At 74.1% G+C, this 15062-nt stretch carries 9 protein-coding genes; 8 read left to right on the top strand and 1 reads right to left on the bottom strand.

Features of this window, described 5'->3' with window-relative positions; genetic code table 11:
* The first annotated feature begins 96 nt into the window (after positions 1-96).
* The 3 genes from D9C15_RS09545 (at position 97) to D9C15_RS09535 (ending at position 6084) form a co-directional block, all read left to right on the top strand.
* Positions 97-1839 carry a PHA/PHB synthase family protein gene (locus D9C15_RS09545; protein WP_127997224.1) on the top strand — a complete coding sequence of 581 codons (1743 nt, stop codon included), beginning with the start codon at positions 97-99 and terminating at the stop codon, positions 1837-1839.
* Between the two features lie 4 nt (positions 1840-1843).
* The gene (locus tag D9C15_RS09540) at positions 1844-4507 is read left to right on the top strand and encodes a bifunctional acetate--CoA ligase family protein/GNAT family N-acetyltransferase (RefSeq protein WP_127997223.1); all 2664 of its coding nucleotides are present in this window, start codon (positions 1844-1846) and stop codon (positions 4505-4507) included.
* 62 nt (positions 4508-4569) lie between these two features.
* Positions 4570-6084: a bifunctional aminoglycoside phosphotransferase/ATP-binding protein gene (locus tag D9C15_RS09535; RefSeq protein WP_127997222.1), complete on the top strand. Its 1515-nt coding sequence runs from the start codon at positions 4570-4572 to the stop codon at positions 6082-6084.
* On the opposite strand, the gene D9C15_RS09530 is transcribed toward D9C15_RS09535, so the two are convergent.
* Positions 6085-10827 carry a sensor histidine kinase gene (locus tag D9C15_RS09530; RefSeq protein WP_127997221.1) on the bottom strand — a complete coding sequence of 1581 codons (4743 nt, stop codon included), beginning with the start codon at positions 10825-10827 and terminating at the stop codon, positions 6085-6087. It lies immediately after the preceding gene.
* 162 nt (positions 10828-10989) lie between these two features.
* On the opposite strand from D9C15_RS09530, the gene D9C15_RS09525 reads away from it, so the two are divergent.
* The 5 genes from D9C15_RS09525 to D9C15_RS09505 all read left to right on the top strand — a co-directional run bounded on the left by D9C15_RS09525 (position 10990) and on the right by D9C15_RS09505 (position 14989).
* Positions 10990-11502: a cupin domain-containing protein gene (locus D9C15_RS09525; protein WP_127997220.1), complete on the top strand. Its 513-nt coding sequence runs from the start codon at positions 10990-10992 to the stop codon at positions 11500-11502.
* A 13-nt stretch (positions 11503-11515) separates the two neighbouring features.
* Complete coding sequence (locus D9C15_RS09520) at positions 11516-11998, top strand: DUF302 domain-containing protein (protein ID WP_127997219.1); 483 nt, start codon at positions 11516-11518, stop codon at positions 11996-11998.
* A 45-nt stretch (positions 11999-12043) separates the two neighbouring features.
* Positions 12044-13438: an FAD-containing oxidoreductase gene (locus tag D9C15_RS09515; RefSeq protein WP_127997218.1), complete on the top strand. Its 1395-nt coding sequence runs from the start codon at positions 12044-12046 to the stop codon at positions 13436-13438.
* Positions 13435-14430, top strand: a complete 996-nt coding sequence (gene egtD / locus D9C15_RS09510; protein ID WP_127997217.1) for an L-histidine N(alpha)-methyltransferase — start codon at positions 13435-13437, stop codon at positions 14428-14430. The genes D9C15_RS09515 and egtD overlap by 4 nt, the downstream gene beginning before the upstream one ends.
* A 127-nt stretch (positions 14431-14557) precedes the next feature.
* Positions 14558-14989, top strand: a complete 432-nt coding sequence (locus D9C15_RS09505; RefSeq protein WP_127997216.1) for a peptidase associated/transthyretin-like domain-containing protein — start codon at positions 14558-14560, stop codon at positions 14987-14989.
* Positions 14990-15062 lie beyond the last annotated feature (73 nt).

The raw sequence follows: 15062 nt of genomic DNA, 5'->3' as shown, positions 1-15062 counted from the left end.
GTTCAATCGCTACGGCCGTCGCGCATTGACAACGCGCAAACCGGCATCCGCGGCCCGCGGCCAGCATCAACGGTTGGTCCTGCCTGCCCACCATTCATGCCCGAGCCGTCCCATCCCAGCGCCGCGTCGCCGGCCTTCGACCTCCCGCTGAAGTCCGCGCTCGGCCGTGCCACGCACGGCATCTCGCCGATCGCGGTGGGCAGCGCGCTGTTCGACTGGGCCGCGCACCTGGCGCTGTCACCGGGCAAGCAGCTCGAGCTCGGCGAGAGCGCGCTGCGCCAGGCGATGCGCTGGTGGCTGTGGTGGCAGGCCGCCGCCGTGGGCCAGGGCGAGGACGGTTCGGCACCGGCCCCGCGCGACCCGCGTTTCGCCCACCCGGCCTGGCAGCCCCTGCCCTGGCAGGCGCTGGCACAGGGCTTCCTGCTGTGCGAGGACTGGTGGCAGCAGGCCACGCACGGCGTGCGCGGCGTGTCGCCGCATCACGAGCAGGTGGCCGCGTTCGTCGCGCGCCAGGCGCTGGACATGGTCTCGCCGTCCAACGCCGTGGCGCTCAATCCCGAGGTGCTGCAGGAGACCTGGCGCACCGGCGGCATGAACCTGGCGCAGGGCGCGGCCAACTGGTGGCGCGACGCCGCCGCGGTCTGGTCCGACGGCAAGCCCAAGGACGCGGAGAAGTTCCTGCCCGGCCAGACGGTCGCGCTGACGCCCGGCAAGGTGGTGTTCCGCAACCGGCTGATCGAGCTGATCCAGTACGCGCCGGCCACGGCCAGGGTGCACCCCGAGCCGCTGCTGATCGTGCCGTCGTGGATCATGAAGTACTACATCCTCGACCTCGCGCCGCACAACTCGCTGGTGCGCTGGCTGGTCGCGCAGGGCCACACGGTGTTCATGATCTCCTGGCTCAACCCGGGCCCGCAGGACCGCGACCTGTCGATGGAGGACTATGTCGAGCTCGGCGTGCTGGCCGCACTCGACGCGGTGCAGCGCGCCTTGCCCGGGCGCGGCATCCACGCCGCCGGCTACTGCCTCGGCGGCACGCTGCTGGCAATCGCCGCCGCCGCGCTGGCGCGCGACGACGGCACGGCGCTGAAGTCGCTCTCGCTGCTGGCCGCGCAGATCGACTTCGAGGAGCCCGGCGAGCTCGGCCTGTTCATCGACGAGAGCCAGGTCGCCTTCCTCGAGGACGTGATGGCCGAGCACGGCGGGCTGGACGGTCGCCAGATGGCCGGCGCGTTCGCGCTGATCAACTCCAAGGACCTGGTCTGGTCCAAGCTCGTGCACGAGTACCTGATGGGCGCGCAGACGCCGCTGACCGAGTTGCGCGCCTGGAACGCCGATGCCACGCGCATGCCCGCACGCATGCACGGCGAGTACCTGCGCGGCCTGTACCTGCACAACGACCTGGCCGAGGGCCGCTGGCGCGTGCGCGACCGGCCGGTGGCGGTGCAGGACATCCGCCTGCCGGTGTTCTGCGTCGCCACCGAGCGCGACCACGTGTCGCCCTGGCGTTCGGTCTACAAGATCCACCTGCTGAGCGACACCGAGATCGACTTCGTGCTGACCAGCGGCGGCCACAACGTGGGCATCGTCAACCCGCCCGAGGGGCCGGGCGCCTATGCCGGTGCGAGCTACCGGCGCGTGCTGCGCCGCCGCGGCGATGCCTACCAGGACCCGCAGGACTGGCTCGACACCGCGCCGCGCCATGCCGGCTCGTGGTGGACGGCCTGGCAGGGCTGGCTGGCCGGTCGCTCCGGCCGGCCGGTCAAGCCGCCGACGCCCGGCGGCGGCGTGCTGACGCCGCTGGACGACGCCCCCGGTCGCTACGTCATGCAGACTTGAGTGCATGAGCGTACGCAACCTCGAACAGCTGTTCCGCCCGCGATCGATCGCCGTCATCGGCGCCTCCGACCGGCCCCTCAGCCTCGGCGCGCTGGTGATGCGCAACCTGCTGGACGCCGGCTTCGACGGCCCGGTCTGGCCCGTCAATCCGCGCCACGCGGAGGTGGCCGGGCGGCCGGCCTACGCCGACGTGGCGGCGCTGCCCGAGGCCCCCGACCTGGCGGTGCTGTGCACGCCGGCCGCCACGGTGCCGGGCCTGGTCGATCAGCTCGGCCGCAAGGGCAACCGGGCCGCGATCGTGCTCACCGCCGGCCTGAAGGCGCCGCACGGCGACGGCCGCAGCCTCGAGCAGGCCATGCTCGATGCGGCGCGGCCGCACCTGCTGCGACTGCTCGGCCCCAACTGCCTGGGCACGCTGGTGCCGGGCGCGAAGCTGAACGCGAGCTTCGCCCACACCAACGCGATGCCGGGGCGGCTCGCCTTCGTGTCGCAGTCGGGCGCGCTGGCCACCGCGCTGCTCGACTGGGCCAACTCCAACACCATCGGCTTCTCGCATTTCGTCTCGCTGGGCGACAGCGCCGACGTCGACGTCGGCGACCTGCTCGACTACCTCGCCTGCGACCCCGACACCGGCGCGCTGCTGCTCTACCTCGAGTCGGTGAAGCAGGCGCGCAAGTTCATGTCGGCGGCGCGCGCGGCCTCGCGCAACAAGCCGGTCATCGTGGTCAAGTCGGGCCGCGCGCCGGAGGGCGCCAAGGCGGCCGCCTCGCACACCGGCGCGCTGGCCGGCTCGGACGACGTGTTCGACGCCGCGGTGCGCCGCGCCGGCATGCTGCGCGTGGCGACGCTCGACAACCTGTTCGACGCCGCCGAGACGCTGGCGCGTGCGCGCCGCCTGCAGGGCGACCGGCTCGCGATCGTCACCAACGGCGGCGGCGCCGGCGTGCTGGCGGCCGATGCGCTGGCGCTGGCCGGCGGGCGGCTCGCCACGCTCTCCGAGGCCACGCTGGCCGCGCTCGACGCGGCGCTGCCGGCCACCTGGTCGCGCGGCAACCCGGTCGACCTGATCGGCGACGCACCGACCGGCCGCTACACCGCCGCGTTGCAGGTGCTGCTGGCCGCGCCGGAGGTCGACGCGGTGCTGTTCATGCACGCGCCGACGGCGGTGGTGCCCAGCCGCGAGATCGCGCAGGCGGTGGTGCCGCTGCTGGCCGCGCCGGGCAAGCCGGTGCTGGCCTGCTGGATGGGCGCCGACGTGGTGCACGAGGCCGCGGATCTCACCGCGCGCGCCGGCGTGCCGACCTACGCCACGCCCGAGCGCGCGGTGGCCGCCTTCGTGCACATGGTGCAGTACCGGCGCAACCGCGAGGCGCTGCTGCAGACGCCGCGCGCCGCGCCCGGCTTCGCGCACCGCCCCGACGAGGCACGTGCGCTGCTGCGGCACGTGCTGGCCGACGGGCGCGACATGCTCGACGAGTTCGAGGCCAAGGCGCTGCTGGCCGCCTATGGCGTGCCGGTGGTCGAGACGCGCCGCGTGCCCGACGCCGAGGCCGCCGTCGCGGCGGCCGAGGCGATCGGCTTCCCGGTGGTGCTGAAGATCGTCTCGCCGCAGATCTCGCACAAGTCCGACGTCGGCGGCGTGGCGCTCGACCTGCCCGATGCCGCCGCGGTGCGCGGCGCGGCGCGCGCCATGTCCGCGCGGGTGCACACGCTGCGCCCGGACGCCCGGCTCGAGGGCTTCACGGTGCAGGCGATGGTGCGCCGGTCGCATGCGCACGAGCTGATCGTCGGCGTCGCCAGCGACCCGGTGTTCGGCCCGGTGCTGCTGTTCGGCCAGGGCGGCACCGCAGTCGAGGTGCTGAAGGACCGCGCGATGGCCCTGCCGCCGCTGAACAGCGTGCTGGCGCACGACCTGATCGGGCGCACCCGCATCGCCGCATTGCTGGCCGGCTACCGCGACCGCGCGGCTGTCGACCGCGAGGCACTGGCCGACAGCCTGCTGCGCGTCTCGCAGATGGTGTGCGACCTGCCCGAGCTGCTCGAGCTCGACATCAACCCGCTGCTCGCCGACGAGCGCGGGGTGATCGCGCTGGACGCGCGCGTGAAGGTGCACGCCACCACCGCGCGGCCCGGCGAACGCCTGGCCATCCTGCCCTACCCGGGCGAGCACGAGCAGTCGATCGAGGTCGACGGCCGCAGCGTGCAACTGCGCCCGATCCGGCCCGAGGACGAGGCGCGCCTGCAGTCCTTCTACGCCCACGCCACGCCGGCCGACATGCGGCTGCGCTTCTTCTTCACGCGCCGCGAGGTGCCGCACTCCGAGCTGGCACGCTACAGCCAGATCGACTACGACCGCGAGATGACCTTCGTCGCGCTGCTGCCCGGCGACGGCGACGACGCGCTGCTCGGCGAGGCGCGCGCGGTGTGCGATCCGGACGGCCGGCATGCCGAGTTCGCGGTGCAGGTGCGCACCGGCTGGCAACGCCGTGGCCTGGGCCGCGCGCTGCTCGACAAGCTGCTGGCCTACCTGCGCCAGCGCGGCGTGCGCGAGGTCTACGGCGAGTGCCTGCCCGAGAACCCGGGCATGGCCGCGCTGGCCCGGCGCGCCGGCTTCACGCTCGCGCCGTCGCGCTCCGGCCTGGTCGAGCTACACCGCTCGCTCGCCTGACCACACCTTGCCGATTGCGCGCCCTCAATCGGGCGCGCCCCCGAGCGCCTAAAGTGAAGCGCATGGAGACCCCCGCACCGGACCACACGCTGCTCGAGGGGCTGCGCCGCGCCCTGTCCGCCGGCGGCAGGCCGGTCGAGTTGATCGAGACCCACATCTCCTGGGTGCTGCTGGCCGGCGACGATGCCTGGAAGCTGAAGAAGCCGGTGGCGCTCGGTTTCCTGGACTTCTCCAGCGTGGCGGCACGCCGCCACGCCTGCGAGGAGGAGTTGCGCCTGAACCGGCGCCTCGCGCCGGCGCTGTACCTGGAGGTCGTGCCGGTCACCGGCACGCCGGCGGCGCCACGGCTTGGCGGCCGCGGTGCGGTGCTCGACCACGTGCTGCACATGCGGCGCTTCCCGGCCGGCGCGCTGCTGTCCGAGCGGCTCGCAGCCGGCACGCTGCAGGCCGAGGAGATCGACCGCCTGGCCGAGCGCATCGCCGCCTTCCACGAGGCGGCGCCGGCCGCGCCGGCCGAGGGCCCCTGGGGCACGCCGGCCGCCGTGGCCGCCGCCACGCACGGCGTGCTGGAGCGCCTGGCCGCGCACGGTGCGGCGCAGCCGGCACTGGCGCGCTGGGCCGACGCCGAGCTGGCGCGCCTGGCCGGCACGCTGCGCCAGCGCCTGCGTGCCGGACGCGTGCGCGAGGTGCACGGCGACCTGCACCTGGCCAACACCCTGCGCCTGCCCGACGGCGAGGTGACCGCCTTCGACGGCATCGAGTTCGACCCGGCGCTGCGCTGGATCGACGTGATCGACGACGCCGGCTTCCTGATGATGGACCTGCTGGCGCACGAACGACCGGCGCTGGCCTGGCGCTTCCTCGACGGCTGGCTGGCCGCCACCGGCGACCATGCCGGCCTGACGCTGCTGCGCTTCTACCTCGTGCACCGTGCGCTGGTGCGGGCCCTGGTGTCACGTTTGCGGCCGGCGGCCGAACAAGGGCCGGACTACCTGGCGCTCGCACAGCGCCTGAGCAGCGCGGCAACGCCGCGCCTGCTGCTGACCCACGGCCTGTCGGGCAGCGGCAAGAGCCACGCGGCGGCGCTGCTCGCGGCGCAGGCCGGCGCGGTGCGGCTGCGCTCGGACGTCGAGCGCAAGCGCCTGTTCGGGCTCGCGCCGCTGGCGCGCTCGGCCGCGCAGGTGCCCGGCGGCATCTACACGCCGGCGGCCACCGCACGCACCTACGACGAGCTGCTGCAGCGCGCGCGCACCGCGCTGCAGGCCGGCTGGCCGGTGATCGTCGACGCCGCCTTCCTGCGCCGCTGCGAGCGCGATCGCTTCCATGCCCTCGCCTTCGACCTGCGCGTGCCGTTCCACGTGCTGGCCTGCAGCGCGCCCGGGGCGCTGCTGCGCGAGCGCGTGGCCGGCCGCGACCGGCGCGGCGACGACCCGTCCGAGGCCGACCTCGCCGTGCTGGCGGCGCAGCAGGAGTTCGTCGAGCCGCTCGCCGACGACGAGCGCCCGCACACGCTGAGCCTGGCCACCGACCGGCCCTGGGACGACGCGGCGCTGGCGGCGCGCTGGATGGCGGCCTGATCAGGCCAGCGGCAGCGCGAAGCGGAAGCGGCTGCCGCTCGCGCCGTCGCTTTCGGCGCGGATCGAGCTGCCGTGCAGTTCGAGGATGCGGCGCGTGATCGCCAGCCCGAGGCCGGCGCCGTCGCCGCCGGCCGAGGCACGACCGCGCCAGTAGCGGTCGAACAGGAAGGGCAGCTCGCCGGGCGGGATGCCGCGCCCGGTGTCGGCCACCGTCACCTCGAGCGTGTCGCCGCGACGCTCGAGCTGCACGCTGACCGTGCCGCCGGCCGGCGTGTGGCGCAGCGCGTTGCCGACCAGGTTCTCGAACACGCGCTCGAGCAGGCCGAGGTCGGCCGCGACGAAGGCGTGCCGATCGGGCGAGTCGAGCTGCAGCCTCACGCCGCGTGACTGCGCCTCCAGCGCGAACTTCTGCACCACGTCGGCCGCCAGCTCGGCCAGCACGAAGCGCTCGCATTGCGGCGTGGTGCCCTTGAAGTCGAGCTTGGCGAGTTCGAACAGCTCGTCGATCAGCGTGCCCAGGCGCTCGCTCTGGCGCAGCGCGATGCCGAGGTACTCGGCCTGCTGCGCCGCATCGAGCTGCGCGCCGCGGGTGCACAGCAGCTCGAGGTAGCCGCGCAGCGACACCAGCGGCGTGCGCAGGTCGTGCGAGACGTTGGCGATCAGGTCGCGGCGCAGCGCGGAGTTCTCCGCCTCCACCGCCGCGAGCAGGCGCGCGTTCTCGAGCGACACCGCGGCCTGCGTGGCCAGCAGCGTCAGCAGGCGCTGCCGTGCCGCGCCGAATGCGCCGGCCACGTGGCGGTTCTCCAGCACCAGCACGCCGAGCAGGCGGCCCTGCTGCTGCACCGGCTGGACCAGCAGCGAGCGCGGCCGGTGTGCCACCAGGTACGGGTCCTCGCCGTGCGACTCGTCGACCGCTGCGTCGGCCAGCACCAGCGTCTCGCCGGTGCGCCGCACCAGATGCACCAGCGCCGCCGGCACGGCGTCGGACTGCTCCAGCGCCACCCCGGCGACCGGGCCGTCGACGGCCGCGTCGAAGGCATGCACGCGCGGCCCGTCGTCGGTCTCGAGCACCAGCGCGCCGCGCTCGGCCCCGGCGTTCTCGAGCGCAATGTGCATCAGCCGCGCCAGCAGCCGGTCCAGATCGGGCTCGGCGGCGATTGCCTGCACGGCGCGCAGCACGCTGGCCAGGTCCAGCCCGTCGCCGGCAGCGGACGCTGCGGCGGGCAGCGCCGCCGGGCCGTCCGCCGGCGCCGGCGCCAGCTTCGCGAAGGCACCCCATTGCCGGTAGGCTGCCTGCGCTGCGGCCTCGTGCAGGCCGGCCAGGTGCGGCTGGCCGAGTGAGCGGCGCAGCCCGGCCGCGCGTTCGTGCGCCAGCGCCTGCAGCGCCGGCTGCGGATGCGCCGCGGTGTACTCGATCGCCGCGTCGAGCTCGGCCATCGCGTCGTGCGGCCGGCCCTCGTGGCGCGCGAGTTCGGCGCCGAGCAGCAGCGCCGGCACGTGGAAGTTCTCGGCGCAGTGCAGCGCGCGCGCGGCGAAGGCTGCCTGCGCGGCGCGCAGCGCCGGCCCCGCGTCGTCCGCGCCGCGGGAGCGCGCCAGCGCCTGCCAGAACTCGTGCGCCAGCGGCCAGATCGTGCCCGGCAGGTGGTCGATCAGGCCGTCCGCGCGCCGTGCCGCCTGCAGGGCGTCGTCGGCCGTGCCGAACAGCACCGCCAGCTGCAGCCGCAGCACCGCATGCAGCGCGGCGAAGAAGCCGTGCGCACCGTAGGCCGCGAGCCAGGCGTCCTCGTCGAAGCCCTCCTGCCCCTCGGGGCCGGCGTGGCTCAGCACCAGCGGGGCGGCGGTGCGCCCCTGCAGCGCGCGCGCCGCGGCGATGAACAGGCGCAGCGAATCGGCGAACGGACGGTTCTTCAGCCGCTCGAGCAGCCCGACGGCGGCCTGCGTGTCGCGTTCGAAGCGCGCCAGGTCCTGCGCCGACCACCAGGCCGCCCAGGGCTCGGTGCCGGCCGCGTACGCGGCGTAGAGGAAGTCGCCGCCGTCCAGGCCGGCGCGACAGGCGGCGCGGGCGTAGTCGACCGCGTGGCGCAAGGGCTCGCCCCAGAAGATCACGTGGGCGTGGAACTGCTGGCAGATCTTGGCGCGCCGGAGCCGGTCGCCGAAGCGCTCGTTGACAGCCAGCGCCAGCCGTCCATAGGCATACGCCTCGGCGTACTGCGCCCGCACCGCGCCCACCGTGATGGCATGGGTCACGTAGCCGTAGGCCGACTCCTCGCAGTGGCCGTGCTGCAGCGACAGGCGCACCAGGCGCGCCGAGATCAGGCGGGCCAAGGTCGGCTGGCCGACGAGGTAGGTCGCCGACCAGATGTCGGTCAGCATCGTCATCACCAGACGCACCGCCGGATCCTGCAGCGGCGGCAGCCCGATCAGCTCGGCGATCGGCCGGCCGGCCCGCAGCGCCTCGATCCGGTCGATCTCTTCCTCCAGCGCCTGCGCCTGCGCCGCCGCGCCGTCCGGCCAGGCGGCGTCGAGGGCCGCGAGGCCGGCGCGGGTGCTGGCCAGCGCCTCGGCGTACGACGCGCCGGCCTCGAACACCAGGCTGCGCAGGCGCAGTGCCCGGGCCTGCCGCAGCGGGTTACCGCCGCGCGCCAGCAACCCGCCGAGCTGCGCCTGCGCCTCCTCGGGCCGGCCGCACAGCATCAGGCTGTCGGCCGTCTCGAGCGCCAGCGCGAAGGCCAGTTCGTCGTCGCGACCGGCTCCGCCGCCGGCCAGCTCGAGGCCGACGCGCAGCATCTCCAGTGCCGGCTCGTGGGCCGCCGAGGCCTTGGCGCGCCGGCCCGCGGCCAGGTGCAGCGCCGCCGTGTCGCGCCGCTCGCTGGCCTGCTCGATCAGCCGGCGGCCGCGCGCCAGGTGCTGCACGGCATCGAACAGCACCACCTCGTCGTCGCCGCGCGCCCGCAGCAGGCGCCCGATTTCCAGGTGCAGGTGCTCGCGCCGCTCGGGCGGCACCAGCGCATAGGCCGCCTGCTGCACGCGGTCGTGCAGGAAGACGTGGCCCGGTTCGCCGCCGTCGGCCGGCTCGATCAGCCCGGCCGCGGCGGCGGCGGCGAGGTCCTGCTCGACCGCCGACGGCGAGCGCCCGGCCACCTGCGCAAGCAGCATCGCGTCGAACCGGTTGCCGATGCAGGCCGCCAGCGTCAGCGTCGCCTGCGTGCTGGGGGCGAGGCGCCGGATGCTGCGCGCCATCAGCTCGACCACGTTGTCGGCCAACGGCGCCCGCGCGATCGCTTCCAGGTCCCAGCACCAGGCGCCGCGCCGCGGGTCGTGCTGCAACTGGCCCTCCTGCACCAGCACGTGCAGGAAACGCAGCGCGAAGAACGGGTTGCCGCCGGTCTTGCGCTGCACCAGCGCGGCCAGCGGCGCCACCCGCTCGGCGCGTTCGCGCAGGGTGTCGGCCACCAGTGCGGCCAGGTCCTCCTCGCCGAGCGGGCCGAGCACGATGCGCTGCAGCGCCGCCCCGGCGGCCTGCAGGGCGGCAAGGGTGTGCACCAGGCGCGGCGCGGCATCGAGCTCGTTGTCGCGGTAGGCGCCGATCAGCAGCAGGCTGCCGGTCTCGGGGTCGGTCAAGAGCGGCTCGAGCAGCGAGAGCGTCGCGGCGTCGGCCCATTGCAGGTCGTCCAGGAACAGCACCAGCGGCCGGCCGGGCTGCGCCAGCGCCGCGACGAAGCGCTGCAGCACGCGGCGGAAGCGGTTCTGCGCCTCGATGCCCGGCAGCGGCTGCGGGGCCGGCGTCGCGCCGACGATCAACGCGATCTCGGGCAGCAGTTCGGCCAGCACCCCGGCGTTCTCGCCCAGCGCCTGCGCCAGCACGGCGCGCCATTGCACCAGCGCCGCCTCGCCCTGCCCGAGCAGCTGGCGCACCAGGGCCCGCAGCGCCTGGGCCAGGCCGCCGAACGGCAGGCCGCGCGCGACCTGGTCGAACTTGCCCGCGATGAACCAGCCCTGGCGCCGCGTGACCGGGCGCACCAGCTGGCGCACCAGTGCGGTCTTGCCGATGCCCGACCAGCCCTCGACCAGCACCAGGCGCCGGCCGCCGGCACAGGCCTGCTCGAAGGCCTCGGTCAGCTGGTGCAGCTCGCGCGAACGCCCGTGCAGCCGCGTCGGTGGGGCCAGCAGGGCCGTGCGGTCGTGGCGTCCGAGTTCGAACGGCGCGACCGTCGCGCCGGCAGCCCACTCGTGTGCGCAGCGCTCCAGGTCGCGCTGCACGCCCAGTGCGCTCTGGTAACGCTCGTCGGGCGACTTGGCCAGCAGGCGCAGCACCAGCTCGGACAGCACCGCCGGCAGCTCCGGCCGCAGCCGCACCAGCGGCTCCGGCACGCCGGCCAGGTGCCAGTGGACCTGCGCGAGCGGATCGTCTGCCGCCAGCGGCGGACGGCCGGCCAGCAGCGTGTGCAGCAGCAGCCCGAGCAGGTACAGGTCACTGCGCACGTCAGGCGGCCGCTCGAGCCGCCCGGTCTGCTCCGGCGCGACGTACAGGTAGCCGGGCGCCGGCGGCGCGTCGAGCAGGGTCAGGCGCTGCGTCGCGGCCTGCCAGCGCAGCAGCTCGGGGCGCAGCCCCAGGTGCAGCCGGCCGGCCGCATGCCGCTCGGCCAGCGCCGCCGCGAGCTGCACGCCGACGGCGAGCGCCGCCTGCAGCGGCAGCGGGCCCGACGCCAGCGCGTGCGCGATCGATTCACCGTCCGGGTCCATGCATCCTCCCGCGGCGAACTCTAGCCCCTGGGACCGCGCCGGTCACGATTCGTGACCAACACGTGATCGGCCCCGGACGGCGACGTGAAGCCGGATCGCGACAGTGACCCACGGCGCGGCGCTGCCGCACCGCCCTCCCCGAACCTTCACAGGAGCACGAGCATGGTCAACGTCATCCCCCTCTCCCGTCCCTCGATCTGGCCGCGTGTCGCGGTCGGCCTGGCCGCCGTCGCGGCGTTGGCCCTGGCGGCCGGCGCCGCCTTCGCCGGCGAATGCCCGGCCGGCCAGCGCGTTGCCGACGGCCAGGGCCAGAAGCCCGGCCCGACGGCGGCCGTCGGCGTGGTCGACAAGGTGCGCGCCAGCACCGACCTGGCCAAGGAGCCGGCCGCCATCAAGGGCCGCCAGTTCCGCCTGCGCCAGCTCGACATCGCGCCCGGCGGCGTGGTGCCCTGGCACAGCCACAACGAGCGCCCGGCGATGATCTACATCGTCTCCGGCGAGGTGGTCGAGTACGCCAGCAGCTGCGCCGTGCCGATCGTGCACCGCGCCGGCGACGTGGCGCCCGAGAAGAACGGCACCTCGCACTGGTGGAAGAACACCGGCAGCACACCGGCCGTGTTGATCTCGGTGGACCTGTTCCCCGGCGATGCGCAGCACGACGAGCACATGATGTGAGCGGGGCCGCACGATGACCTCCCTCACCCGCCGCCTCGCGGCCACCCTGGGCATCGTGCTGGCGCTGGGCGCCGGCGCGTCGGCACACGCCGACGAGCCGGCCGGCGACGGCCTGGTCAAGGTGCGCAGCGCCTACCCCGTGGACGAGACGATCCGCCGCCTGCGCGAGGACATCGCCGCCAAGGGCATCATGTTCTTCTCGGCCGTCGACCAGCAGCAGCTCGCCGCGCAGGCCGGCATCACACTGCGCCCGTCCACGCTGCTGACCTTCGGCAATCCGCCGCTGGGGGCGCAGTTCCTCACCTCAAATCCCTACTCCGGTCTCGACTGGCCGGTGCGCCTGCTGGTATTGCAGGACGAGCAGGGTACGGTGTGGGCCGCCTACACGGACTTCGCGTGGATCGCCCGGCGCCACGGCATCACCGACCGCATGCCGCAGTTCGCGATGGCCAGCCGGGTGGTCGAGTCGATCACGTCGACGATCCGGCCGAAGTAAGGCCCGCCTCCCGCCGCACGACAAGCAGAACAGGAGACAAGCACCATGGCCACACGATGCGACGCGATCGTGATCGGCAGCGGCCAGGCCGGGCCCTTCCTGGCCGCGCGCCTGGCCGCAGCCGGCCGGCACACCGTGCTGATCGAACGCGAACACCTGGGCGGCACCTGCGTGAACGACGGCTGCATCCCGACCAAGACCATGGTCGCCAGCGCGCGCGCGGCGCACGTGGTACGGCGCGCGGCCGAGCACGGCGTGACGGTCGGCGGCCCGGTGGGCGTGGACCTGCGCGCCGTGAAGGCACGCAAGGACCGCGTCGTGGCGCAGTCGGTCGACAACCTCACGCAGTGGCTCACCAACCTGCCCAACCTGCGCCTGATCCGCGGCCACGCGCGCTTCGTCGGTCCGCGCGAGGTGAAGGTCGGCGGAGAGACGCTCGCCGCGCCGCAGGTGTTCATCAACGTGGGCGGCCGCGCGCTGCACCCGGACTGGCCCGGCATCGGCGAGGTGCGTGTGCTGGACAACACCTCGATGATGACGCTGGAGACGCTGCCGGAGCACCTCGTGGTGGTCGGCGCCAGCTACATCGGATTGGAGTTCGCGCAGATGTTCCGCCGCTTCGGCGCGCAGGTGACGGTGCTGGAGGCGGCCGAGCGCGCCGTGGCGCGCGAGGATCCGGAAGTCTCGCGCGAGCTGCAGTCCATCCTGGAGCGCGAGGGCGTGGCCTTCCACTTCGGGGTGCGCGGCGCCAAGGTCGCGCGCAGCGCCGACGGCGGCGTGCACCTGGCGTTGAACGCGGCCGGCGTGGCGCGCGAGATCGACGCCAGCCATCTGCTGGCCGCCATCGGCCGGCGGCCGAACACACACGACCTCGGGCTCGAGCGCGCCGGCATCGCCACCGACGCGCGCGGCTTCATCACGGTCGACGACCAGTTGCGCACCAGCGTCGAGGGCGTGTGGGCGCTGGGCGACTGCAACGGCCGCGGCGCCTTCACCCACACCGCCTACAACGACCACGAGATCATGGCCGACAACCTGCTGGCCGGTGCGCAGCGCCGCGTCAGCGACCGCATTCCCGCGTACGCGCTGTTCACCGACCCGCCGCTCGGGCGCATCGGCATGAGCGAGGCCGAGGTGCGCGCCATGCAGAAGCCGGCGCTGGTCGGCGTGCTGCCGATGAGCCGCGTCGGCCGGGCACGCGAGCGCGGCGAGACGCAGGGCTTCATGAAGGTGCTGGTCGATGCCCGCAGCGAGCGCCTGCTCGGCGCCGCGCTGCTGGGCATCGAGGCCGACGAGGTCGTGCAGACGCTGCTGCTGGCCATGCAGGCCGACCTGCCCGTTTCACTGTGGCGCCGCAGCGTGCCCATCCACCCCACCGTCAGCGAGCTGCTGCCCACCCTGATGGCGCAGCTCAAACCCCTCGAGGAGATCCCACGATGAGCGCTGTCTTCGAACGTGCGGCCCGTGCCGCCGCGGCTGCCCCGGCCACCTCCGGCGTCGACCCTGCGTTCGCGCGCGACGTGCTGGCGGGGCTGTCGATGCAGCACAAGAGCATCCCGTCGACCTGGCTTTACGACCACCGCGGCTCGGAGCTGTTCGAGCAGATCACGACGCTGCCGGAGTACTACCCGACCCGCACCGAGACCTGGATCCTCGAGCGCTGCGCGGCGCAGATCGCCGCCGAGGCGGGGCGCGGCGCGATCGTCGTCGAGCTCGGCAGCGGCTCGAGCCGCAAGACACCGCTGCTGCTGCAGGCGCTGGACGAGCCTTCGGGCTACGTGCCGATCGACATCTCGGAGCAGTTTCTCGACGAATCGGTGCAGGCGCTGGCCCGGCGCTTCCCGGCCCTGCCGATGTGGCCGGTGGTGGCCGACTTCACGCGCCTGAACCGGCTGCCGGTGCTGTCGCACGGCGCACCGGGCGGGCGGCGCCTGGTGTTCTTTCCCGGCTCGACCATCGGCAACTTCGTGCCCGAGGCGGCGGTCGGGCTGCTCGAGCGCATCGGCCAGGCGGTGGGACGCGGCGCGCTGCTGGTGATCGGCGCCGACGCGACACAGGACCGCGACGTGCTCATCCCCGCCTACGACGACGCGCAGGGCGTCACCGCCGCCTTCAACAAGAACCTGCTGCTGCGCATCAACCGCGAGCTCGAGGGCGACTTCAGCCCGAGCGCCTTCCGCCACGAGGCGCGCTGGGACGCGCAGCAGCACCGCATCGAAATGCACCTGGTCAGCGAGTACACCCAGCGCGTGACGGTGCTCGGCCACGCGTTCCGCTTTGCGGCCGGCGAGTCGATCCACACCGAGAACTCGTACAAGCACGGCATCGTGCGCTTCCAGGCCCTGGCCCGGCGTGCCGGCTGGACGCAGAAGCAGCTCTGGATGGACGCGCAGTCGCGCTTCGCGCTGCACGTGCTCGAGCGCGACCGCTGACGGGCAGAGAGTCCGAGCCGTCGCCTCTGTCGGCGCCGTCCTACGGCGCCGCCCGCGGCGGGCCGACAGACGCCCGGCGCGGCGCGGGCCACCATGGCTTCATCGTCACCCGAACAAGGAGACCCCGATGAAGACCCTGGCCACGCTGCTGCTTGCCCTGTCGGGCGCCACGATCGCCGTTGCCGAGCCGATGAGCGCGGACCTGCTGCCCAGCCCGCCGCCCGAGGTGCGGCAGGACGGCCTGGTCAGCGTGCTCAACGGCGGCGTCGGCGAGGACGAGGTGCGCTGGTTCAAGGCCCAGTCGGCGCAGTATCCGCTGCAGGTCGTCATCAGCGGGCGCGGCGGCGAGTACGGCGTGGCCGATGTGCTGAGCGTCAAGCGCGGCGACGCCGAACTCCTCAGCGTGCCCGACGCCGGGCCCTGGGTGCTGATCGACCTGCCGCCGGGACGCTACACGGTCGAGGCCCGTTTCGACGGACAGGTCGAGAAGCGCAGCGTGCAGGTGCCCGAGCGGGGCGTGCAGCGCCTGGACTGGAACACCGCGAAGGCGTCCGAGTGACGGCGCGGTGAGACTGGAGGCGCGGGCCGGAGTCGAACCGACCTACACGGATTTGCAATCGAGCGGCGCGCTA

It is taken from the genome of Piscinibacter defluvii (genome assembly GCF_004011805.1).
Lineage (GTDB): Bacteria > Pseudomonadota > Gammaproteobacteria > Burkholderiales > Burkholderiaceae_C > Piscinibacter > Piscinibacter defluvii.
This window is presented reverse-complemented; position numbering and strand designations above follow the sequence as displayed.